General features: G+C 60.5%; 24 protein-coding genes. 9 read left to right on the forward strand and 15 right to left on the reverse strand.

The features are described from left to right. Positions 1-8: 8 nt before the first annotated feature. On the forward strand, positions 9-863 hold the full coding sequence (locus tag ABH912_RS22265; RefSeq protein ID WP_429511668.1) for a sulfurtransferase: 855 nt from the start codon (positions 9-11) through the stop codon (positions 861-863). A gap of 110 nt (positions 864-973) precedes the next feature. Here the strand turns inward: ABH912_RS22265 and ABH912_RS22270 are convergent, their stop codons facing one another. The 5 genes from ABH912_RS22270 to ABH912_RS22290 form a co-directional block, all read right to left on the reverse strand. Then, complete coding sequence (locus tag ABH912_RS22270; protein ID WP_429511669.1) at positions 974-1,813, reverse strand: AraC family ligand binding domain-containing protein; 840 nt, start codon at positions 1,811-1,813, stop codon at positions 974-976. A gap of 4 nt (positions 1,814-1,817) precedes the next feature. Then, the gene (locus ABH912_RS22275) at positions 1,818-2,816 is read right to left on the reverse strand and encodes a hydrolase (RefSeq protein WP_033060500.1); all 999 of its coding nucleotides are present in this window, start codon (positions 2,814-2,816) and stop codon (positions 1,818-1,820) included. Between the two features lie 63 nt (positions 2,817-2,879). Beyond that, positions 2,880-3,491, reverse strand: coding sequence for a 16S rRNA (guanine(966)-N(2))-methyltransferase RsmD (rsmD, locus tag ABH912_RS22280; RefSeq protein ID WP_033060498.1), 612 nt, complete (start codon positions 3,489-3,491; stop codon positions 2,880-2,882). Beyond that, positions 3,491-4,981 carry a M16 family metallopeptidase gene (locus ABH912_RS22285; RefSeq protein ID WP_033060497.1) on the reverse strand — a complete coding sequence of 497 codons (1,491 nt, stop codon included), beginning with the start codon at positions 4,979-4,981 and terminating at the stop codon, positions 3,491-3,493. Before ABH912_RS22285 ends, rsmD begins: the two co-directional genes overlap by 1 nt. Beyond that, positions 4,974-6,329 (reverse strand): M16 family metallopeptidase, encoded by a 1,356-nt coding sequence (locus ABH912_RS22290; RefSeq protein ID WP_033060496.1) that lies wholly within the window; start codon positions 6,327-6,329, stop codon positions 4,974-4,976. The genes ABH912_RS22285 and ABH912_RS22290 overlap by 8 nt, the downstream gene beginning before the upstream one ends. Before the next feature lie 343 nt (positions 6,330-6,672). On the opposite strand from ABH912_RS22290, the gene ftsY reads away from it, so the two are divergent. The 4 genes from ftsY to rpoH all read left to right on the forward strand — a co-directional run bounded on the left by ftsY (position 6,673) and on the right by rpoH (position 10,851). Further along, entirely contained in the window at positions 6,673-8,196 is a 1,524-nt protein-coding gene (gene ftsY / locus ABH912_RS22295) for a signal recognition particle-docking protein FtsY (protein WP_429511670.1), read from the forward strand. Beyond that, the gene (ftsE, locus tag ABH912_RS22300; RefSeq protein ID WP_008152655.1) at positions 8,193-8,864 is read left to right on the forward strand and encodes a cell division ATP-binding protein FtsE; all 672 of its coding nucleotides are present in this window, start codon (positions 8,193-8,195) and stop codon (positions 8,862-8,864) included. Before ftsY ends, ftsE begins: the two co-directional genes overlap by 4 nt. Continuing rightward, on the forward strand, positions 8,861-9,883 hold the full coding sequence (gene ftsX / locus ABH912_RS22305; protein ID WP_033060493.1) for a permease-like cell division protein FtsX: 1,023 nt from the start codon (positions 8,861-8,863) through the stop codon (positions 9,881-9,883). Before ftsE ends, ftsX begins: the two co-directional genes overlap by 4 nt. 113 nt (positions 9,884-9,996) lie before the next feature. Next, positions 9,997-10,851 (forward strand): RNA polymerase sigma factor RpoH, encoded by an 855-nt coding sequence (rpoH, locus tag ABH912_RS22310; RefSeq protein WP_007897890.1) that lies wholly within the window; start codon positions 9,997-9,999, stop codon positions 10,849-10,851. Between the two features lie 67 nt (positions 10,852-10,918). Here the strand turns inward: rpoH and mtgA are convergent, their stop codons facing one another. Further along, complete coding sequence (mtgA, locus tag ABH912_RS22315) at positions 10,919-11,641, reverse strand: monofunctional biosynthetic peptidoglycan transglycosylase (RefSeq protein WP_429511671.1); 723 nt, start codon at positions 11,639-11,641, stop codon at positions 10,919-10,921. A gap of 74 nt (positions 11,642-11,715) precedes the next feature. Here mtgA and ABH912_RS22320 point away from each other — a divergent pair, with 74 nt between their 5' ends. The 4 genes from ABH912_RS22320 (at position 11,716) to trmB (ending at position 13,968) form a co-directional block, all read left to right on the forward strand. Beyond that, positions 11,716-12,087 carry a DUF423 domain-containing protein gene (locus ABH912_RS22320; protein WP_033060488.1) on the forward strand — a complete coding sequence of 124 codons (372 nt, stop codon included), beginning with the start codon at positions 11,716-11,718 and terminating at the stop codon, positions 12,085-12,087. A 90-nt stretch (positions 12,088-12,177) separates the two neighbouring features. Beyond that, positions 12,178-12,378 (forward strand): sulfur carrier protein ThiS, encoded by a 201-nt coding sequence (gene thiS, locus ABH912_RS22325; protein WP_007897898.1) that lies wholly within the window; start codon positions 12,178-12,180, stop codon positions 12,376-12,378. Between the two features lie 60 nt (positions 12,379-12,438). Then, positions 12,439-13,233, forward strand: a complete 795-nt coding sequence (locus ABH912_RS22330) for a thiazole synthase (RefSeq protein WP_008068101.1) — start codon at positions 12,439-12,441, stop codon at positions 13,231-13,233. Between the two features lie 9 nt (positions 13,234-13,242). After that, positions 13,243-13,968 carry a tRNA (guanosine(46)-N7)-methyltransferase TrmB gene (gene trmB / locus ABH912_RS22335; protein ID WP_429511672.1) on the forward strand — a complete coding sequence of 242 codons (726 nt, stop codon included), beginning with the start codon at positions 13,243-13,245 and terminating at the stop codon, positions 13,966-13,968. 132 nt (positions 13,969-14,100) lie between these two features. On the opposite strand, the gene ABH912_RS22340 is transcribed toward trmB, so the two are convergent. From ABH912_RS22340 to proC, 9 genes are all read right to left on the reverse strand, one after another. Beyond that, on the reverse strand, positions 14,101-14,424 hold the full coding sequence (locus ABH912_RS22340) for a DUF3392 domain-containing protein (RefSeq protein ID WP_033060485.1): 324 nt from the start codon (positions 14,422-14,424) through the stop codon (positions 14,101-14,103). 22 nt (positions 14,425-14,446) lie between these two features. Next, the gene (gene hemW, locus ABH912_RS22345; RefSeq protein WP_429511673.1) at positions 14,447-15,652 is read right to left on the reverse strand and encodes a radical SAM family heme chaperone HemW; all 1,206 of its coding nucleotides are present in this window, start codon (positions 15,650-15,652) and stop codon (positions 14,447-14,449) included. Further along, positions 15,649-16,245, reverse strand: a complete 597-nt coding sequence (gene rdgB / locus ABH912_RS22350) for an RdgB/HAM1 family non-canonical purine NTP pyrophosphatase (RefSeq protein WP_429511674.1) — start codon at positions 16,243-16,245, stop codon at positions 15,649-15,651. Before rdgB ends, hemW begins: the two co-directional genes overlap by 4 nt. After that, entirely contained in the window at positions 16,242-16,676 is a 435-nt protein-coding gene (locus ABH912_RS22355; protein ID WP_429511675.1) for a DUF4426 domain-containing protein, read from the reverse strand. The genes rdgB and ABH912_RS22355 overlap by 4 nt, the downstream gene beginning before the upstream one ends. Before the next feature lie 26 nt (positions 16,677-16,702). Then, positions 16,703-17,323: a methionine biosynthesis protein MetW gene (gene metW / locus ABH912_RS22360; protein ID WP_046053673.1), complete on the reverse strand. Its 621-nt coding sequence runs from the start codon at positions 17,321-17,323 to the stop codon at positions 16,703-16,705. 7 nt (positions 17,324-17,330) lie between these two features. After that, complete coding sequence (gene metX, locus ABH912_RS22365; RefSeq protein WP_415758752.1) at positions 17,331-18,470, reverse strand: homoserine O-succinyltransferase MetX; 1,140 nt, start codon at positions 18,468-18,470, stop codon at positions 17,331-17,333. A gap of 296 nt (positions 18,471-18,766) precedes the next feature. Further along, positions 18,767-19,063 carry a DUF167 domain-containing protein gene (locus ABH912_RS22370; RefSeq protein WP_033060477.1) on the reverse strand — a complete coding sequence of 99 codons (297 nt, stop codon included), beginning with the start codon at positions 19,061-19,063 and terminating at the stop codon, positions 18,767-18,769. Between the two features lie 4 nt (positions 19,064-19,067). Next, entirely contained in the window at positions 19,068-19,658 is a 591-nt protein-coding gene (locus ABH912_RS22375) for a YggT family protein (RefSeq protein ID WP_008152625.1), read from the reverse strand. 10 nt (positions 19,659-19,668) lie between these two features. Then, a complete protein-coding gene (gene proC / locus ABH912_RS22380) occupies positions 19,669-20,487 on the reverse strand; it encodes a pyrroline-5-carboxylate reductase (RefSeq protein WP_429511676.1) in 819 nt (272 codons plus the stop codon). Between the last annotated feature and the right edge of the window lie 3 nt (positions 20,488-20,490).

The raw sequence follows: 20,490 nt of genomic DNA on the forward strand, positions 1-20,490 counted from the left end.
AGCCCGTTATGCCCATTGCGCAATTGATCAGCCCGCAAGCGTTGGACCTGAAAAAGGAGCTGCCGGGGCTGGTGATTCTGGATTGTCGTTTTGCCCTCGAAGACCCGGATTACGGTCAGCGCAGCTATGCCGAAGGGCATATTGCCGAGTCGAGCTTCGCCGATCTTGAGCGTGATTTGAGCGGGACAGTGATCAAGGGTGTGACCGGGCGTCATCCGTTGCCTGAACCTGAAGACTTGATCGAACGTCTGCAAGCCTGGGGCATTAACGCCGACAGCGATGTGGTTTTGTATGACGACGGTCCGGGTGCTTACGCGGCGCGGGCCTGGTGGTTGCTGGCCTGGCTGGGCAAACGTGACGGCGTATTCATCCTGGATGGCGGACTCAAGGCCTGGCACGCGGCCGGTTTGCCCCTGAGTCTGGATGCGCCGCAGATTGAGCGTGGCACCTTCACGGGGTCGCCGGACAACGCGCTGATCTTGAGCGCCGAACAGCTCCAGCAACGTCTCGGCCAGCCCGCGCTGACCCTGCTCGATGCCCGCGGCTTGCCGCGTTTCAAGGGCGAAGTAGAGCCGATCGACCCGATTGCCGGGCACATCCCCGGCGCGCAATGTGCGGCGTTCACCGACAACCTGGGCAGCGACGGGCGTTTTCTGCCGGCCGATCAGCTCAAACAGCGTTTTGCCGAGAAGCTCGGTGATCGTTCGCCGACCGATCTGGTGGCGTACTGCGGTTCTGGCGTGACGGCCTGTCACAACCTGTTCGCACTGTGCCTGGCGGGTTATCCGTTGGGCTCGTTGTATGCCGGTTCATGGAGCGAGTGGATCAACGATCCTGCGCATGGCATCGCCATCGGCGAATAACCCCAACCCCCCCTGTAGGAGTGAGCCTGCTCGCGATAGCGGAGTGTCTGTCAGTATCGATGTCGACTGACCCACCGCTATCGCGAGCAGGCTCACTCCTACAGTAATGTTCATTTTCTGAACGATTGCCGCGCACTTCGATACGCGCTCGGCCCAACGCCGTAAACCTGCTTGAACTGTCGACTCAGATGACTCTGATCAGCAAACCCCAGCTGCGTCGCCACTTCCAGCGGCAAACAACCGTTCTGTAACAGCGCTCGCGCCCGGGCGATGCGCTGCTGCATCAGCCAGGTGTGCGGCGGCATGCCCGTGGCGCGGCGGAACACCCGGGCGAAGTGGAAGGGCGAAAGGTTGACCGCCGCTGCCAGTTCTTCCAGCGAAGGCGGCGTCGCCAATTGTGCCTGCAGCAGATCCTTGGCCAGTGTCACCGCCCGATGTTCCTTGCCCGGCTTGCCGGCAACCGGCACGGCCGCGTGCCGTTGCAGCAGCGACAGCATCATTTCCCGCCAGACCGTTTGTTGTTGCAGGGCAGTGGACGGACTTTCCAGTAGACGGTGCAGTTGGCAGAAACCCTTTACCAGGTCCGGATCGCGATACAGCGTCGCGCCAAACGCCGGCAAGTTGTTGGTCGGCAGTTCCAGTTCATCGAGTAGCGACAGAATCTGCCCGCTGTCCGGATAAAACGCCCGATACAACCAACCATCCTCCGTGCCTTTATGGCCGGTGTGCAGTTCGTCTGGATTGATCAGCACCAGCGTGCCGCTCCCGGCCAGGTGTTCGGCACCGCGATAGCGATAACGCTGGGCGCCGGCCATGATCATGCCGATCACGTAACCGTCATGCACATGGGGCGCGAAACGGTGTTCGATGTAGCGTGCGGACAATAACTCGACGCCGGCCAACGGCGCTGTTTGCCAGAATCGGATCGACTCGCCCTGATCGACGTCCATGGCCTTACTGACGGCCCATGGAGGTCAGCCATTGCGGGATACGGCGTTCCAGGTAGTAACCCGGTTGTTTGAACGAACCATCGACGAAGCCGACATGCCCCCCCTTGGCCTGTAACTCGAATTGAGTGCAGGCAGACAATTCGTCGGCTTGCGGCAGGCTGTGAGGAAAGACAAACGGGTCATCGGCCGCTTGAATGATCAGGGTTGGCGTACGAATCTCGCCAAGGAAATAGCGACTCGAGGCGCGGCGATAGTAATCCTCGGCATCGGCAAAACCGTTCAGCGGGGCGGTGACCCGGCCATCGAAATCCCAGAACGTGCGCATGTTCTCCAGCGAGCCCAGTGCGGCCAATGCCGCCAGTCCATCCTCGTGGCCGTCATGCTGGAACTTGCGTTGTTTGTTCTTGATGTAGGCCACCATCTCCCGCATGAAATGCGCCTGATAGACCTTCGAGAAACCCTGGCCGATACGGTCGGCGCATTGATCGAGGCGAAACGGCACCGACACCGCCACCGCACCGACCACGCCACTGTTGCTGCCGGATTCGCCCAAATGTTTGAGCAGCACATTGCCGCCCATGGAATAGCCGACGGCATACAACGGCGCGAGCGGTCGTTGGGCCTTCAGGTGCTTGATGGTTTCGGCCAGGTCTTCACTGGCGCCGGAATGGTAACTGCGCGGCAACAGATTCGGCTCGCCCGAACAGCCGCGCCAGTTCAGTGCGACGCTGGCCCAGCCTTGGGCGCCCAGTGCTTTCTGCACCCCGGCCACGTAAGGCGAGTTTGAAGAACCGGTCAGGCCGTGCAATACCAGCACCAGTGGCGCATCGGCGCTGTGGGGGCCGTGCCAGTCGAGATCGAGAAAATCGCCATCCTCAAGCCACAAGCGTTCGCGCTGGCGTTCGATGTGCGTGGTTTTGCGCCACAGCGGCCCCCACAAGGTTTGCAAGTGCGGGTTGCCGAGGCCGAAGGCGGGGGTGAAACGTTCTGTCGGATGGGACACGATGGTTCTCGATGCAGCGGTGCGAGCCTCGCTTGAGGCGCGCACCTTTTTCAGGCCGGTTGATTAACCGGCAATCTCTGCCATACGTTGCCACAACGCGTAATACACCCGCCCGGATTTCTGCTCCCGGTGCAGGCGCCAGTTGCCTGGTAAGCCAAGGCTCGATGGCGCATTCTCGCTTTCAGTGTAGATCCAGGCTTCGTCGGCCAGCCACTGACGCTCTTCAAGCAATGCGCAAACGCCCGGCAACAGGTTTTGGTTGAAGGGAGGGTCGAGGAACACCAGGTCGTAAGCGGTCGCTGTCTGGGTTTCCAGGTAGCGCAGGGCATCGGCGGTCTGAATCTGGCCGGTGGTGCAGCGCAGCGTGCCCAGATGTTCCTTGATGCTGGCGACCGCGATGTTGCTGGCGTCCAGCGCCTGACCCATGGCCGCGCCACGGGACAAGGCTTCGAGGAACAACGCGCCGCTGCCGGCGAACGGGTCCAGAACCTTGGCGCCAGCGACATAAGGCGCGAGCCAGTTGAACAGGGTTTCACGCACTCGGTCCGGGGTCGGACGCAGGCCCGGTGCATCCGGGAAGCTCAGTTTTCGGCTGCCCCATTCACCGCCGATGATGCGCAGTTGGTTCACACCGTTGTGTACGTTGTGAACGGGTTTTTTAGGACGAGTGGCCATTAATGCTCCGGAACCCCGAGCGGTTGCTCGGCAGGTTTATCAGTTGGGGCCGGTAACGGCTTTTGCGGCACGGTCGGGCCAGCGCTGACGATGACCATTTTATCCGTGCTCAAGTGTTTGTTCAGTGCGGTTTTGACCTGCTCGACCGTCAGGCTCTGGGACTCGCGCATGAAGTCATCCAGATAGCTCAGCGGCAGGTTGTAGAAACCCATGGCGCCGAGTTGGCCGACGATATCGGCGTTGCTGGCGGTGGACAGCGGGAAGCTGCCGGCCAGTTCACGCTTGGCGTCGTCGAGTTCTTTCTGGGTCGGGCCGGTTTTAAGGTAGTCGGCGAGTACGTCCTGCACCAGTTTCAGCGTGCCTTCGCTCATCTCGGCGCGGGTTTGCAGGTTGATCATGAACGGGCCGCGCGCCTGCATCGGGGTGAAACCCGAATACACGCCATACGTCAGGCCGCGCTTCTCGCGCACTTCGCTCATCAATCGCGTGCCGAAGCCACCGCCGCCAAGAATCTGGTTACCCAAGGACAGGGCCGCGTAGTCCGGGTCGTCACGGTCGATGCCCAATTGCGCGAGCATCAGGTTGGTCTGCTTGGACGGAAACTCGATGTGACCGATACTGGCTTTCGGCTCTTCCGGTTGCGGGATTTTCGCCAGCTCCGGGCCTTTTGGCAGCGCACTGGAGACTTGCGCAGCAATCGCCTCCGCCTCGGCACGAGACAGGTCGCCCACCAGCGCAATCACCACGTTGCCAGCCGCGTAGGCCTTCTCATGGAACGCCTTCAGCTGAGCCAGTGTGATCGCTGGAACGGTTTTCGCCGTGCCGTCGCTGGAGTGCGCGTACGGGTGATCGCCGTACAGACGGTTCATCAGCTCCAGGCTCGCGAGTTTGCCGGGGTTCTGCTTCTGGTACTCGAAACCGGCGAGCATCTGGTTCTTGATGCGCGCAAAGGAATCGGCCGGGAAGGTCGGTTTGCCGACGACTTCGGAGAACAATTTCAGGGCCGGTTCGCGTTTGTCCGCGGCGCTGAGGCTGCGCAGGGATGCAAGGGCCATGTCCTTGAACGCGCCGTTGCTAAAGTCTGCGCCCAGGCCTTCGAAGCCCTGAGCGATGGCGCCGACATCTTTGCCGGCCACACCTTCATTGAGCATGGCGTTGGTCAGTACGGAGAGGCCAGGTGCGTCGCCGTCCTGGCTGCTGCCGGCGGCGAAGATCAGGCGCATGTCGAACATCGGCAGCTCCCGGGCTTCAACGAACAGCACCTTGGCGCCCTCGGCGGTTTTCCAGGTCTGCACGTCCAGCGCGCGGTGGCTTGGCGCCTTGCCGTCGAGTTCAGCCAGCGATTGAAGCTTCTGGCTGGACTTGGCCTTGTCGAGGGCTTCGCTGGCCTTGGAATCGTCGGTCTTTGAAAAGTAAAACGCGGCAGACCCGATCAATGCGACAGCGATCAGGCCCATCAGGGCCAGGCGCGGTTTTTTACGCTCACTCATGAGTCGTCTCCTCCGGCAATACATGGGCGACGCTGAGACGTTCGCGGGTGAAATACAGCTTGGCGGCTTTCTGGATGTCTTCCGGGGTCACGCTTTCCAGTTCGGCGAGTTCGGTGTCCATCAGCTTCCACGACAGGCCGACAGTTTCCAGTTGGCCTATGGCAGTGGCCTGGCTGGTGATCGAGTCACGCTCGTAGACCAGGCCAGCGATGACCTGTGCCCGCACTCGTTCCAGTTCTTCAGCGGACGGCGCGGTGGTTTTCAGCTGCTCGAGCAGCCTCCACAGGCCGGCTTCGGCCTGGGCCATGGTTTTGTTTTTCTGGGTATTGGGTGTTGCGGACAAGGTGAACAGGCTGTCGCCACGGGTATAGGCGTCGTAACTCGACGAACCGCCGGACACCAGCTCTTCGCCGCGCTCCAGTTGTGTCGGGATACGTCCGCTGTAGCCGCCGTCGAGCAGGGCGGAGATCAGGCGCAAGGCGTTGACCGAGCGTTTGTCTTCAGCGGTGGCGATGCTTGGCACGTTGAAACCCAGCATCAGGCTCGGCAATTGAGTCTTCACATGCAGGGTGATCTGCCGTTCGCCGGGTTCGGCCAGTTCCAGCGGGATTTTCGCCGATGGCACATCACGTTTGGCGATCGGGCCGAAATAGCGCTGGGCCAGGGTTTTGACCTCATCCGGGGTCACGTCGCCCACCACCACCAACGTGGCGTTGTTCGGCACGTACCAGGATTCGTACCAGTGGCGCAGCTCTTCGACTTTCATCCGGTCCAGGTCCGCCATCCAGCCGATGGTCGGCGTGTGGTAACCGCTGCCCGGGTAAGCCATGGCCTTGAAGCGTTCGTAGGCCTTGGACATTGGCTTGTCGTCAGTGCGCAGGCGACGTTCTTCTTTTATGACTTCGATCTCGCGGGCGAACTCGTCGGCCGGCAGACGCAGGCTGGCCATGCGATCGGCTTCCAGCTCGAAGGCCACGCCCAGACGGTCGCGGGCCAGTACCTGGTAATACGCCGTGAAGTCATCGCTGGTGAACGCGTTCTCTTCGGCGCCGAGGTCGCGCAGGATCAGCGAGGCTTCGCCAGGGCCGACTTTCTCGCTGCCCTTGAACATCATGTGTTCCAGAGCGTGGGACAAACCGGTCTGACCCGGGGTCTCATAACTGGAGCCGACCTTGTACCAGACTTGGGAAACCACCACCGGCGCGCGATGGTCTTCGCGCACGACGACCTTCAGGCCGTTATCGAGGGTGAATTCGTGAGTGGGTTGTGGATCGGCGGCCAGGGCCGAGAGGGGCAGACAAACTGTGCTGAGCAGCAGGCCTGCAGCGCGGCGGGCTAGAGCATTCATTCGTTTTTAAACCTTTGGGGCTGCCCGCTTGGTCTTAGCGTCGGCGGGCGAGAGGGTGCTAGGATACTGATCCGTTTTGCTGGCGGCCACGCCTATCAGGCCTTCGGGTTTGATCAGGTTGTATGGGTTTGCGGCAGAAGGCTGTGGTTTATCAACTAAACTCTGCTTTTTCGCCGATTTTGCCGCTCCAGTCCTTCGTGAAATCGTTTTTGTAAGGTGCCGTTTGCACCTCGACAAAATGTTGCGCGTGAACAAGCTGGGTCAATCGCAGTCTGTTCTGCATCGAATATTTATTTGCCGAGGCGCCCTTTGGCGCGTCGCTACTGTGAGATAGCCGTCCTCCATGTTTGGTTCCAACGACGACAAGAAAGCCCCAGCTGCGGCTGGTGAGAAGAAAAGCCTGTTCGGATGGCTGCGCAAAAAGCCGCAGGAACCCGTCGTCGAACAGCCACAACCACTGCCTGAGCCCACGCCTGCGCCGGTAATAGATGAAGAGCCCGCGCCGATTGTCCCGCCAATCGCCGAGCCGGTGCTGCAACCGGTCGCCGAGCCTGAGCCTGATGTCGTCGCCGAAGTTGTGGCCCAGGTGCCGCTCACGCCCGTTGCCGAGCCATGGCTGACGTTGCCAGTGGCGGAAGAGCCGGTGGCATTGGTTGTAGATGATCGGGCGCCGCACGTTACACCCCCCATTCCAGCCCCGACTGCCTTTGCTCCTGAGCCCGTTCAAGCACCAGTGGTTGAGCCGGTTGTCGCACCAGTGCTGGTGGCCGAGCCTGAACCGGTTGTTCCAGAACCTGTGGTGCCCGCATTCGTTGCTCCGGTTGCTCCGGTTGCTCCAGTTGTTCAAGCGCCGACACCGGTCGTCGCTCCCGTTGCCGCCGCACCTGTCATTCCCGTCGAAGCGCCTGCCGAGCCCGCGCGTACCGAAGAAACCAAAGCCGGGTTCTTCGCTCGCCTGAAACAAGGCCTGTCCAAGACCAGCGCCAGCATTGGCGAAGGCATGGCCAGCCTGTTCCTGGGCAAGAAGATCATTGATGACGAGCTGCTCGAAGACATCGAAACCCGCCTGCTGACCGCCGACGTTGGCGTCGAAGCGACTTCGGTGATCATCCAGCGCCTGACCCAGAAGGTCGCTCGCAAAGAACTGGCCGATGCCGATGCGCTGTACAAATCCCTGCAAGCGGAACTGGCGGCGATGCTCAAACCCGTCGAGCAACCGCTGAAAATCACTTCGCAGAACAAGCCGTTCGTGATTCTGGTCGTCGGCGTCAACGGTGCCGGCAAGACCACCACCATCGGCAAACTGGCGAAGAAGCTGCAGCTTGAAGGCAAGAAAGTCATGCTCGCGGCCGGCGATACCTTCCGCGCCGCCGCCGTCGAACAATTGCAGGTCTGGGGCGAGCGCAACAAGATCCCGGTCATCGCCCAGCACACCGGCGCTGACTCGGCTTCGGTTATCTTCGACGCCGTGCAAGCCGCCAAGGCCCGTGGCATCGACGTGCTGATCGCCGACACCGCCGGTCGCCTGCACACCAAAGACAATTTGATGGAAGAGCTGAAAAAGGTTCGCCGGGTTATCAGCAAACTCGATGCCGATGCACCGCACGAAGTGCTGCTGGTGCTCGATGCCGGCACCGGTCAGAACGCCATCAATCAGGCCAAACAATTCAACCAGACCGTCGAACTGACCGGCCTGGCGCTGACCAAGCTCGATGGCACCGCCAAAGGCGGGGTGATTTTCGCTCTCGCCAAGCAGTTTGGCTTGCCGATTCGCTACATCGGCGTCGGTGAAGGCATCGATGATTTGCGTACTTTTGAAGCAGAACCCTTTGTCCAGGCATTGTTTGCCGAGCGGGAGCGTTCATGATTCGTTTCGAACAGGTCGGTAAGCGCTACCCGAACGGTCACGTCGGCTTGCATGAGCTGAGCTTTCGAGTCCGTCGGGGCGAGTTTTTGTTTGTGACCGGCCACTCTGGTGCCGGTAAAAGCACCTTGTTGCGCCTGCTGCTGGCGATGGAGCGTCCGACCACTGGCAAATTGCTGCTGGCCGGGCAAGACCTCAGCACCATCAGCAACGCACAGATTCCGTACCTGCGGCGCCAGATCGGCGTGGTGTTCCAGAATCACCAGCTGCTGTTCGATCGCACGGTGTTCAACAACATCGCGCTGCCGTTGCAGATCCTTGGGCTGTCCAAGGCCGAGATCGCCAAGCGCGTGGATTCGGCGCTGGAGCGCGTGGCGCTGTCGGACAAGACCGATTTGTACCCCGGCGACCTGTCCACCGGTCAGCAACAGCGCGTAGGCATCGCCCGCGCCATCGTTCACCGTCCGGCCTTGCTGCTGGCAGATGAGCCGACCGGTAACCTCGATCCACGTCTGGCGGCAGAAATCATGGGCGTGTTCGAAGACATCAACCGTCTGGGCACCAGCGTGCTGATTGCCAGTCACGACCTGGCACTGATCGCCCGCATGCGCCACCGCATGCTGACCCTGCAACGCGGCCGATTGATCGGTGACGGGGAGGCCGGCGTATGAGTGCGACCCGCAGCCCCAAGGTTTCCGAGCGCGTGGCCCCGAAGGCCGCCGACCAGCAACCGCAGAAGAAAAAACGCGACGATGATGACGGCCCGGATTTCGCCACACTGTTCCGTGCCTGGGTCGAGAGTCATCGCGCCAGCCTGCTCGATAGCTTGCGTCGTTTGGGCAAGCAGCCCATCGGTAGCTTCTTCACCTGCATGGTGATGGCGGTTGCCCTGAGTTTGCCGATGGGCCTGTCACTTTTGCTAAGTAACGTCGAGCGTCTCGGCGGATCCTGGCAGCGTGCGGCGCAGATTTCCCTGTATTTGCAAATCGAGGCCAGCCCCGCTGAAGGCGAGTCGTTACGCGAGCAGATCAAGGGGATGCCTGGCGTATCTGATGCTGAATATGTCGGTCGCGATCAGGCGCTGGAAGAGTTCCAGCAGCAGTCCGGTCTGGGCGAGGCGCTCAAGGAGCTGCCCGAAAACCCGCTGCCGGGCGTGGTTCTGGTGACGCCGAACGAAGTCGACAAACCGGCCCTTGAAGCATTACGACAAAAACTTTCCGAGTTGCCCAAGGTACAACAGGCGCAACTTGATCTAGTCTGGGTCGAGCGTCTGGCAGCCATCCTCAAGCTGGGTGACCGTTTTGTCTTCGGTCTGACCGTGCTTCTGGTTTCTGCATTACTTTTGGTGATAGGCAATACCATTCGTCTTCATATTGAAAACCGCCGCACAGAGATAGAAGTGATTAAACTCGTCGGCGGCACTGACAGCTATGTGCGCAGGCCCTTTCTGTATATGGGTGCGCTTTATGGCTTTGGTGCGGGGCTTCTTTCCTGGGGCGTATTGGCGTTCGGCCTTGATTGGCTGAACGACGCGGTGGTGGGGCTGGCCGGTTTGTACGGCAGTGATTTCGCGCTGGCCGGAGTGCCAGTTGCCGATGGTCTGTCTCTCTTGCTTGGCGCGGTGCTGTTGGGGTATATCGGTGCATGGATTGCAGTCGCACGCCACCTGAGGGAGCTTGCGCCTAAGTAGTATCATTTTGCTCGTATTGACCTTTCAGCGTTTATGGGAACTTGTCTTTTGGTTTCCGGTCAATTTTCGCAGTGCTGAACTGCACGAGTTATGTAAGTCGGAGGTTTTTTCGTATGACCAATTCTTTGCAACCTGCATATGCTCTGGTCCCGGGTGCGAACCTGGAGGCCTATGTGCACACCGTGAACAGCATTCCATTGCTGACGCCGGAGCAGGAGCGTGAACTGGCCGAGAGTCTCTATTATGAGCAGGATTTGGGGGCGGCTCGGCAGATGGTGCTCGCCCACCTGCGTTTTGTCGTACATATCGCCCGTAGCTATTCCGGCTACGGTCTGGCTCAGGCTGACCTGATCCAGGAAGGCAACGTCGGCCTGATGAAGGCCGTGAAGCGCTTCAACCCGGAAATGGGTGTGCGCCTGGTTTCGTTCGCTGTGCACTGGATCAAGGCGGAAATCCACGAGTTCATCCTGCGCAACTGGCGCATTGTGAAAGTCGCGACCACCAAGGCCCAGCGCAAGCTGTTCTTCAACCTGCGCAGCCAGAAAAAACGTCTGGCGTGGCTGAACAACGAGGAAGTCCATCGTGTGGCGGAAAGCCTCGGTGTAGAGCCTCGGGAAGTGCGTGAGATGGAAAGTCGCCTGACCGGCCATGACATGGCCTTCGACCCGGCCGCGGAAGCGGACGACGACAGCGCTTTCCAATCGCCGGCCAACTATCTGGAAGACCACCGGTACGACCCGGCCCGTCAACTGGAAGATGCTGACTGGAGTGACAACTCGAACCACAACCTGCACGAAGCGCTTGAAGTGCTGGACGACCGCAGCCGTGACATCCTCTACCAGCGCTGGCTGGCAGAAGAAAAAGCCACGCTGCACGACCTGGCGCAGAAGTACAACGTGTCGGCCGAGCGTATTCGTCAGCTCGAGAAGAGCGCGATGAACAAGCTCAAGTTGTCGATTGCCGCATAACCTGCGCGCAGGCATAAAAAAACGCCCCGATCATTGATCGGGGCGTTTTTGTTTGTGCATCAAAAGGTCACTCGGCCCAAGGTGCGCGGCGTGAATCATTGATCCCTACAAGGTAGCTATCACCGCCGAGCTGACTCATTTGCTGTCGAATCCATCCCGCTCGCCGTGCGACGTAGTTAGTCGGATGACTGGCACTCCACACTCGCGGGTTAGGCAGCACCGCCGCCAGCAAACTGGCCTGCTGCCGGGACAGCGAACGAGCGCCGACGCCAAAGTGATGCCTGGCGGCTGCTTCAGCGCCAAACACACCGTCATCCCACTCGACACTGTTGAGGTACACCTCAAGAATTCGCTGCTTGGGCCAAAACACCTCGATCAGCCCGGTAAACCACGCTTCCAGGCCTTTGCGCAGCCAGCTGCGGCCGGACCACAGAAACAGATTCTTCGAGACCTGCTGGCTCAGGGTGCTGGCGCCGCGAATCGTTCCACCGAGTTCGTTGTGAGCCAGTGCGGCCTGGATCGCGCCAAAGTCAAAACCCCAATGCTCCGGGAATTTCTGATCCTCGCCGGCAATCACCGCGACTTTCAGGTCGTCGGAGATTTCATCCCAGGGTTTCCAGGTGCGTTGCAGATCGATGGGCTCGCCGTCGAACCAGGATTCGACCTTGCGCTCGACCATCAACGCCGTTCCAGGTGGTGGTACCACGCGAAAGATCAGCACCAGCAATACGCTGCCACCCGCGAACCAGAGCAGGGACTTCGTCAATCGTCGCAAAAATATACGCAGCATAGAGATGGCTTGGCCGAACCCGTTGAGCGGGCCATTATACAGACCCTGTGGATCGAGTCTGACTGGAGTTCTTCATGCTGCGTGGCTTTCTGATGCTGGCTGCTTTTTTCGGCTTCACCGGCGTTGCCCTTGGCGCGTTCGCCGCCCATGGCTTGAAAAGCCGTCTGACGCCCGAGTACCTGGCGATTTTCCACACCGGCGTGACCTACCAATTGGTGCACACCTTGGCGTTGCTGGGCGTTGCGCTGCTGGCCACGCAGATTCCCGGTCGTCTGATCACGTGGGCGGGTGCATCGTTTGTCGTCGGCATCCTGCTGTTTTCCGGCAGTCTGTACCTGTTGACCATGACCGGCGTGAGCAAGCTCGGGATCATCACCCCCTTCGGCGGCCTGGCATTTCTGGTCGGCTGGTTCTGCCTGGGGCTTGCCGCCTGGCGGTTGAGCTGACCGGGTGGTCCATTTCATGACGAATGGCTTGGGTCGCCAAGACTGATCGGGCTAGAATGCCAGCCCCTAAAAATGATGGCGGCATTCGGCATGCGCATTCAGTTGAACGGCGAATCCCTTGAACTGCCCGACGGTGAAACCGTTGCGGCCCTGCTGACCCGTCTGGAACTGACCGGACGCCGGGTGGCGGTCGAACTCAATCTGGATATCGTCCCGCGCAGCCAGCACGCAGAAACCACGCTGAACGACGGCGACAGTGTCGAAGTCGTGCACGCCATCGGCGGCGGCTAGTCGCCCGGCCCGCAAGGGCACAGAATTCTGCAAGAACCTCACCCCTACAGAGGATTTCCCATGAGCATCGTTCGTAGCGACAAGCCCTTCGTCCTGGCCGGTCGTACTTACCAGTCGCGTTTGCTGGTAGGTACTGGCAAGTACCGCGACATGGAAGAAACCCGCCTGGCCATCGAAGCCTCGGGTGCCGAGATCGTCACCTTCGCGGTGCGCCGCACCAACCTCGGCCAGAACCCGGGCGAACCGAACCTGCTCGAAGTCCTGTCGCCGGATCGCTACACCTTCCTGCCTAACACCGCCGGTTGCTTCGACGCTACCGAGGCTGTGCGCACCTGCCGTCTGGCCCGTGAGCTGCTCGGTGGCCACAACCTGGTGAAGCTGGAAGTGCTGGCGGATCAGAAAACCCTGTTCCCCAATGTGATCGAAACCCTCAAGGCCGCCGAAGTGCTGGTCAAGGAAGGTTTCGACGTGATGGTCTACACCAGTGATGACCCGATCATTGCCCGTCAACTGGCGGAAATCGGCGTTATTGCGGTGATGCCGCTGGCCGGCCTGATCGGCACGGGCCTGGGGATCTGCAACCCGTACAACCTGCAGATCATCCTTGAAGAAGCCAAGATCCCGGTGTTGGTGGATGCCGGTGTCGGTACTGCCTCCGACGCCACCATCGCCATGGAACTGGGTTGCGAAGCGGTGCTGATGAACTCGGCCATCGCCCATGCCCAGCAGCCGATCATGATGGCTGAAGCCATGAAACACGCCATCGTGGCAGGTCGCTTGGCCTACCTCGCCGGTCGCATGCCGAAAAAACTCTATGCCAGCGCCTCCTCGCCGCTGGATGGTCTGATCAAGTAAGAGCCATTGATGACTGAATCAAACGAAACGCCTATCCAGCCGGAAGAAGGCGAAGAGCGCCAACACCGCCGCATCAAGAGTTTTGTGATGCGCGCCGGGCGCATGACCGAAGGCCAGCAAAAAGGTCTGGAGCAGGGCACGCCGCTGTTCGTGTTGCCTCTGGCCGATGCGCCGGTGGACTTCGATCAGGTGTTCGGTCGTTCGGCGCCGCGCTCGCTGGAAATCGGTTTCGGCATGGGCCATTCGCTGCTGGAAATGGCCGCGGCCTCGCCGGAGCAGGACTTCATCGGCGTGGAAGTGCACCGTCCGGGTGTTGGCGCGCTGCTCAATGGCGTGCTGACTCAGGGCCTGACCAACCTGCGGGTCTACGATTGCGACGCGATCGAAGTGCTCAACCGTTGCATTGCTGACAACAGCCTCGATCGCCTGATGCTGTTTTTCCCGGACCCATGGCACAAGAGCCGTCACCACAAGCGCCGTATCGTTCAGGCGTCGTTTGCTGAACTGGTGCGCAGTAAGTTGAAGGTCGGCGGTGTGCTGCACATGGCCACCGACTGGGAACCGTACGTCGAGTACATGCTGGAAGTGATGAACGTCGCGCCGGGTTATCGCAACCTGGCCGAAGACGGCAAATGCGTCCCGCGCCCGACCGAGCGCCCGATCACCAAGTTCGAACGCCGCGGCGAACGTCTTGGGCATGGCGTGTGGGACCTGAAGTTCGAAAAACAGTCCTGAGCATCACGCGGTAAAAAATGTAGGAGTGAGCCTGCTCGCGATAACGGTCTGACAGTCACCTAAGAGGTTGAATGTCATGACGCTATCGCGAGCAGGCTCACTCCTACAGTTATTTTTGGGTGTGTTCGAAAGTCAGCGGCGGTCTGCTACGACGCCAATCAACACCAGCACCACCAACAACACCGGCGCCAGGCTGTAGTTGTTGAACTGGCTCAGGCCTTTGATGATCCACGGCGTGGCGTAGATCAGCGCGACGCCGCTGCCGACCATGCACAGCAGGGCCATCAGCGGGACGCGCAAGGCGCCGGCGATGCTGCCCAGGCGTGCATCGACCCAGCCTTTGATATCGGCACCAAACAACACCAGCAGGCAGCCCACCAGTGCCAGCGCGATTTCAGACAAGTTGCTACGGCTCCAGCGGGACGCGGTGGCGAGCAGGTCGAGTATCAAATCCATTCGTTTTCCCTTAAGGCTGAAATCAGCTCAGAAATGTCTGCAGCAAGTCATTGAGGAAGAGTTGTCCGCGCTCGGTGGCCGCCAGACGTGACGGTTCGACCTGCAACAAGCCACTTTGTTCTGCGACCCGGCGGCCTTCGGCGAGGCTTTCCAGGCTCATCCCGGTGCGTTCCGGGTACAGTCGCGATTCCACGCCCTCGGTCAGGCGCAAGGCGTTCATCAGGAACTCGAACGGCATTTCTTCATTGGTCAGGGCTTTCTCCCCAGCCTTGAAGCTTTTCGCCGGGTTGAGGTAGTCCTTCGGCAGACGGGTCTTCCAGGTACGGACGATGCGCCCGTCCGGGTGACTGAGTTTGCCGTGAGCCCCGGCACCGATGCCGATGAAGTCGCCGAAACTCCAGTAATTGAGGTTATGCCGCGCCGGACGACCGGGCTGGGCATACGCCGAGACTTCGTATTGAGCGTAACCGTGCTCGGCCAACAGCGCCTGACCGGCCTCCTGAATGTCCCACAACGTGTCGTCTTCTGGCAGCGTCGGCGGCTGGTTCCAGAACACTGTGTTCGGCTCCAGGGTCAGCTGATACCAGGACAAGTGGGTCGGTTTCAGGGCGATGGCCTGGCGCAGGTCGTTCAGGGCGTCGTCCAGGGACTGATCGGGCAAACCGTGCATCAGGTCCAGATTGAAGTTGTCGAACCCTGCCTGACGGGCCATGCCGGCGGCACGTACCGCTTCGTCACCGTTGTGAATCCGCCCCAGCGCTTTGAGTTTCTCTTCCTGAAAGCTCTGGATGCCGATCGACAGGCGATTGATGCCCAGCGCCCGGTAGGCGACGAACTTCTCTTGTTCGAACGTCCCGGGATTCGCTTCCAGGGTAATTTCGATGTCGCTGGCGAACGGAATGCGTTGCTCGACGCCTTTGAGCAAGCGGCCCAAAGCCTCGGCGCTGAACAGGCTTGGCGTGCCACCACCAAAGAAGATCGAACTCAGCTCACGGCCGTAAACCGCATGCAGGTCCTGATCGAGGTCGGCCAGCAGCGCGTCCACATATTCTTCTTCCGGCAACACCGGGCTGGCGGTGTGGGAATTGAAGTCGCAATAAGGGCATTTGCGCACACACCACGGAATGTGGATGTACAACGCCAGCGGCGGCAGCACAGGCAGGGCGGCGCGAGGCGATTGGGCGGCGCCGCCGAAGATCAGCGGCGACGCGGATGAGTCAGGGGTCATATCAGGCCCAGACGCTGGCGCAGCAGATCCATTGCACGGGCGCGGTGGCTGATGAGGTTCTTTTCGTTCGGGCTCAGCTCGGCGCTGGAGCAATCGCGCGACGGCACCCAGAACAGCGGGTCGTAGCCAAACCCATGTTCGCCACTGGCTTGGGTCAGGATGCGGCCGTGCCACAGACCTTCGCAAAGGATCGGCAACGGATCATCGGCGTGACGCACCAGCGCCAGCACGCAAACGAATTGCGCACCGCGTTCGGCTTCCGGCACGTCTTTCAAGGCATCGAGCAGTTTGGCGTTGTTCGCCGCATCGTCCTGACCATCGGCGTAACGAGCCGAGTAGATACCCGGCGCACCGCCGAGGAAATCCACGGCCAACCCCGAATCGTCCGCCAGTGCAGGCAGGCCGGAGATGCGCGCGGCATTGCGGGCCTTGAGGATGGCGTTTTCGACGAACGACAGGCCGGTTTCTTCAGGTTCGACGCTGCTGAACTCGCCGATCGAGCGCAGTTGCACCGATTCGCCGAGCATGGCCTGAAGTTCCTTGAGTTTGCCGGCGTTGTGGCTGGCCAGTACGAGTTGCGTGAAATTGATCATTCGCCGGGGAAGAGCTCTTGGTTGAAATTGATGGTGTTGATTTTATCGCCGTTCTGCACCTTGATGTCGAAGGTACGGACTTCCTGCTGATCGACCGGGAACTGGGCGATGTAGTAGATCGCGCCTTGTTCAGTGATCTGTTTGAACTTCAACGGCACGGTCTGGCTGGTCAAGTCCTTCACCGATCCACTGACATCAGCGGTCAATGGCTTGCCATCCTTGATCACGGCGACGTTTATCACGCCCTGGTTCTTGCTTCGAGTCAGCCCGGCTGCTTTGGCGATATCCGGTGTCAGGAAGGTGGAGTTGAAGGTGTTGTAGTGCACCGTGACATCGCCAAAGGTTTCTTTGCGCTCGCCTTTGATGACGTCGGCGGCCATGGCGGTGACGCTCAGGCAGGCAGTAAGTACAAACAGCGCTAGACGACCCATGATCGTTCTCCTCGAAATGTCGTGACTCAGACCGCGACCTTGTGGTCTTGCAGCCCGGGGCTGCTGACGCGGTAAATACCGATCTCACCTAACAGATTAGGCCATAGCTTACTGGCCCACCCGTGTCGGTGTTGTTGATCCACGGCAAGCCGATCAATGACCCTGGCTTCACGTTCGCGACACAACGCTTCAAAGTCTTCGAAGGTGCAAAAGTGGATGTTCGGCGTGTTGTACCAGGTGTACGGCAGAAAATCGGACACCGGCATCCGGCCCTTGCTCGCCAGGTACCAGCGGCAGCGCCAGTGACCGAAGTTGGGGAAGGTGATGATGCACTGGCGACCGACGCGCAGCATTTCGTCGAGGATCTTGTCCGGGTAGTGCACGGCTTGCAGCGCCTGGGTCATGACCACGACGTCGAAGCTGTTGCTGGCAAAGTTGCCCAGGCCCTTGTCCAGGTCCTGTTCAATGACGTTGATGCCCTTGGCCACGCACTCGGCGATGTTCTCCGGGTCGTTTTCCAGGCCATAGCCGGTCACTTGCTTGTTATCGCGCAGCCAGGTCAGCAATTCGCCATCGCCGCAACCGAGGTCGAGTACGCGGCTGCCGGCGGGGATCCATTCCTGGATGATTTCCAGATCAGCTCTCATGGCTTTCTCACAACGTAATGCGGTTCATGTAATTGCTGAATGCCTGCAAGTAGCGCGGGATCGGAATCAGGAAGGCGTCGTGGCCTTGCGGAGCGTCGATCTCGAGGTAGCAGACGTCTTTCTTGGCCGCCATCAGCGCGTCCACCAGTTCCCGCGAGCGGGCAGGGGAGAAGCGCCAGTCTGTGGTGAAAGACATCACGCAGAACTTGGCTTGGGCGTTGGCGAAGGTTTTCGCCAGGTCATCGTCGAAGTTCGCCGCCGGATCGAAGTAGTCCAGCGCCTTGGTCATCAGCAAGTACGTGTTGGCATCGAAGCGCCCGGAAAACTCTTCGCCTTGATAGCGCAGGTAGCTTTCGACCTGGAATTCGACGCTGTGGAAGTCGTAGTTGAGCTTTTCGCTCTTCAGGCCACGACCGAATTTCTCGCCCATCGAGTCGTCGGACAGGTACGTGATGTGCCCGACCATCCGCGCCAGCATCAGGCCACGCTTGGGGATCACGCCCGCTTCCTGGAACGAACCGCCGTGGAACTCGGGGTCGGTGAGGATTGCCTGGCGCGCCACTTCGTTGAAGGCAATGTTCTGCGCCGACAGCTTGGGCGCCGAGGCGATGGCCAGGCAGTGGCGAATGCGATCCGGGTAAGTGATGCTCCACTGCATCGCCTGCATGCCACCGAGACTGCCGCCAATCACGGCGGCCCATTGGCCGATGCCGAGCAGGTCTGCCAGGCGCGCCTGGCTATGAACCCAGTCTTCCACGGTCAGCACCGGGAAGTCGGCGCCGAATGGCTTGCCGGTTTCCGGGTTGGTGCTGCTCGGGCCGGTAGAGCCGTTGCAACCGCCGAGGTTGTTCAGGCTGACCACGAAGAATTTGTTGGTGTCGATCGGCTTGCCGGGGCCGATGCAGCTGTCCCACCAACCGGGTTTGCGGTCGTCGGGGCTGTGGAAGCCGGCAGCGTGATGGTGACCGGACAAGGCGTGGCAGATCAGCACGGCGTTGCTCGCCGCGGCGTTCAACGTGCCGTAGGTTTCGTAGATCAGGTCATAAGCTGGGAGCGAACGGCCGCAGGCCAAGGCCAGGGGTTCACTGAAGTGCGCCACTTGCGGCGTCACCAGACCAACAGAATCGGGGGGGAAGGCAGCTGGCATCGACCCTGCTCTCGTTGAAATGAGGCGTAAGTCTAAAGACCGCTGCCTTTAGCAGCAAGCTAAGGCCGAGGTGTTTGGGAAATGGGTGCTCGGCGTTGGATCGACCCCTCACCCTAACCCTCTCCCCAGAGGGTAGAGGGGACTGACTGAGGTGTTTGGCCAAGCTACATCGACCTGAAAGTCTGAGTCGAACTCAGGTTCTGAAAAGTCCCCGATCTGCTCCCTTTCCCCCTCTCCCCACTGGGGCGGTCCGACGTTTCGGGAGGGCTGGGGTGGCTTTATGCCGCAACCCACAATCAAAGCGAACGCTGCACCAACCCCGGCAAATCCGGTAGCTTCTTCGGCGAACAAATCCGCACCCGCTTCTGCCGGTTCAGCTCGCCGCTAATCAAACTGACCTGACTCTTGGAAACCCCAAACGCCTTGGCCAGAAACGCCATCAGATACGCGTTGGCCTTGCCTTCAACCGGCGGCGCCGTCAGGCGAATCTTCAATCGATCACCATGCAGCCCGCAGAAATCATCGCTGCGGGCTGCCGGTTGCAGGTGACATTCCAGAATCAGGTCGTCACCGTCCCAGCGAAAGTAGCTCACCGGGTCAGATCAGCAGACGCAGGATTTCCGGCATCATCGTCATGGCGGCGAGGTTGTTGATCACCAGCATGTCGATCAGCTTGAGCACCATGAACGCCAGGATCGGCGAGATATCCAGGCCGCCGAGACTCGGCAGGATCTTGCGGAACGGCGCCAGGGCTGGCTCGCAAATCTGGTTCACCAGCTCGGCGCCAGGGTTATGGCTGCCCGGTGCGACCCAGGACAGGATCACGCTGATGATCAGGGCAAAGAAGAAAATCTTCAGGAACAGCGCGGTCACGCCAATCAGCGACCAGATCAGCAATTGCAGCGGGTTGCCGGTGGTGCCGTAAGTCAGCAGCAGGGTCAGGGCCATCAGCGCCAGTTGTACCAGGATCGCCAGCACCAGCGAGGACATGTCCAGGCCGAACATGCTCGGGATGATCCGGCGCAATGGCTTGAGCAGCGGCTGAGTGGCTTTCACGGCGAACTGGCAGAGCGGGTTGTAGAAGTTTGCGCGTACCAGTTGCAGCACGAAGCGCAGCAGCACGATCAGCAGGTACAGGCTGCCGAGGGTTTGCAGCACGTAGACCGCTGCAGTGTTCAATCCAATCATGTAAGGCTCCTTATTGACCCAATTGTTCGGCCATCTCGGCCGAGCGGTGCGCCGCGGCGCCGAGTGCTTTTTCTACCAGGGCTTCGAAGCCACCGGCCTGGAACGACTTGATCGCCGCTTCCGTCGTGCCCGCAGGAGACGTCACGCGGCGACGCAGTTCCGCAGCGTCGACGTCACTGGCCACGGCCATGTGAGCAGCGCCCAAAGCGGTTTGCAGGGTCAGTTGTGCAGCGATGTCTGCTGGCAGGCCGAGCTTCACGCCAGCGGCGGTCATGGCTTCGATCAGCAGGAAGAAGTACGCAGGGCCCGAGCCGGAAACGGCGGTGACCGCGTCCAGTTGCTGCTCTTCATCCAGCCACAATGCGATGCCGACGGCGGACAGCAGTTCCTGCGCCTGTTGGCGTTGCTCGGTGCTCACTTCAGCCGTGGCGAACAAGCCGCTGACGCCCTGACGCAGCAGCGCCGGGGTGTTGGGCATGCAACGCACGATCGGTTGGGCACCGAGCCAGTTGTTCATGCTGGCGCAGGTGATGCCGGCCGCAATCGAAACCACCAGTTGATTCGGCTTGAGGCTTGGGCGAAGCGCTTCGCAGACGGCTTTCATCGCTTGAGGTTTGACCGCCAGTACGACGACTTCGGCGCCCTGGATGGCGTCGGCGTTGTCGGCGAACACTTCGATACCGTGTTCAGCGTTCACGCGAGCGCGGGTTTCAGCACCCGGATCGCTGGCGCGGATCTGCGCGGCGTCCAGACCTTTGGCGCGCAGGCCGCCGATCAGGCTGGCCGCCATGTTGCCGGCACCGATAAAGGCAATACGAGTCTTGCTCATGTC

Origin of the sequence: Pseudomonas sp. BT76 TE3572 (assembly GCF_050435365.1) — a bacterium.
GTDB lineage: Bacteria > Pseudomonadota > Gammaproteobacteria > Pseudomonadales > Pseudomonadaceae > Aquipseudomonas > Aquipseudomonas fluorescens_W.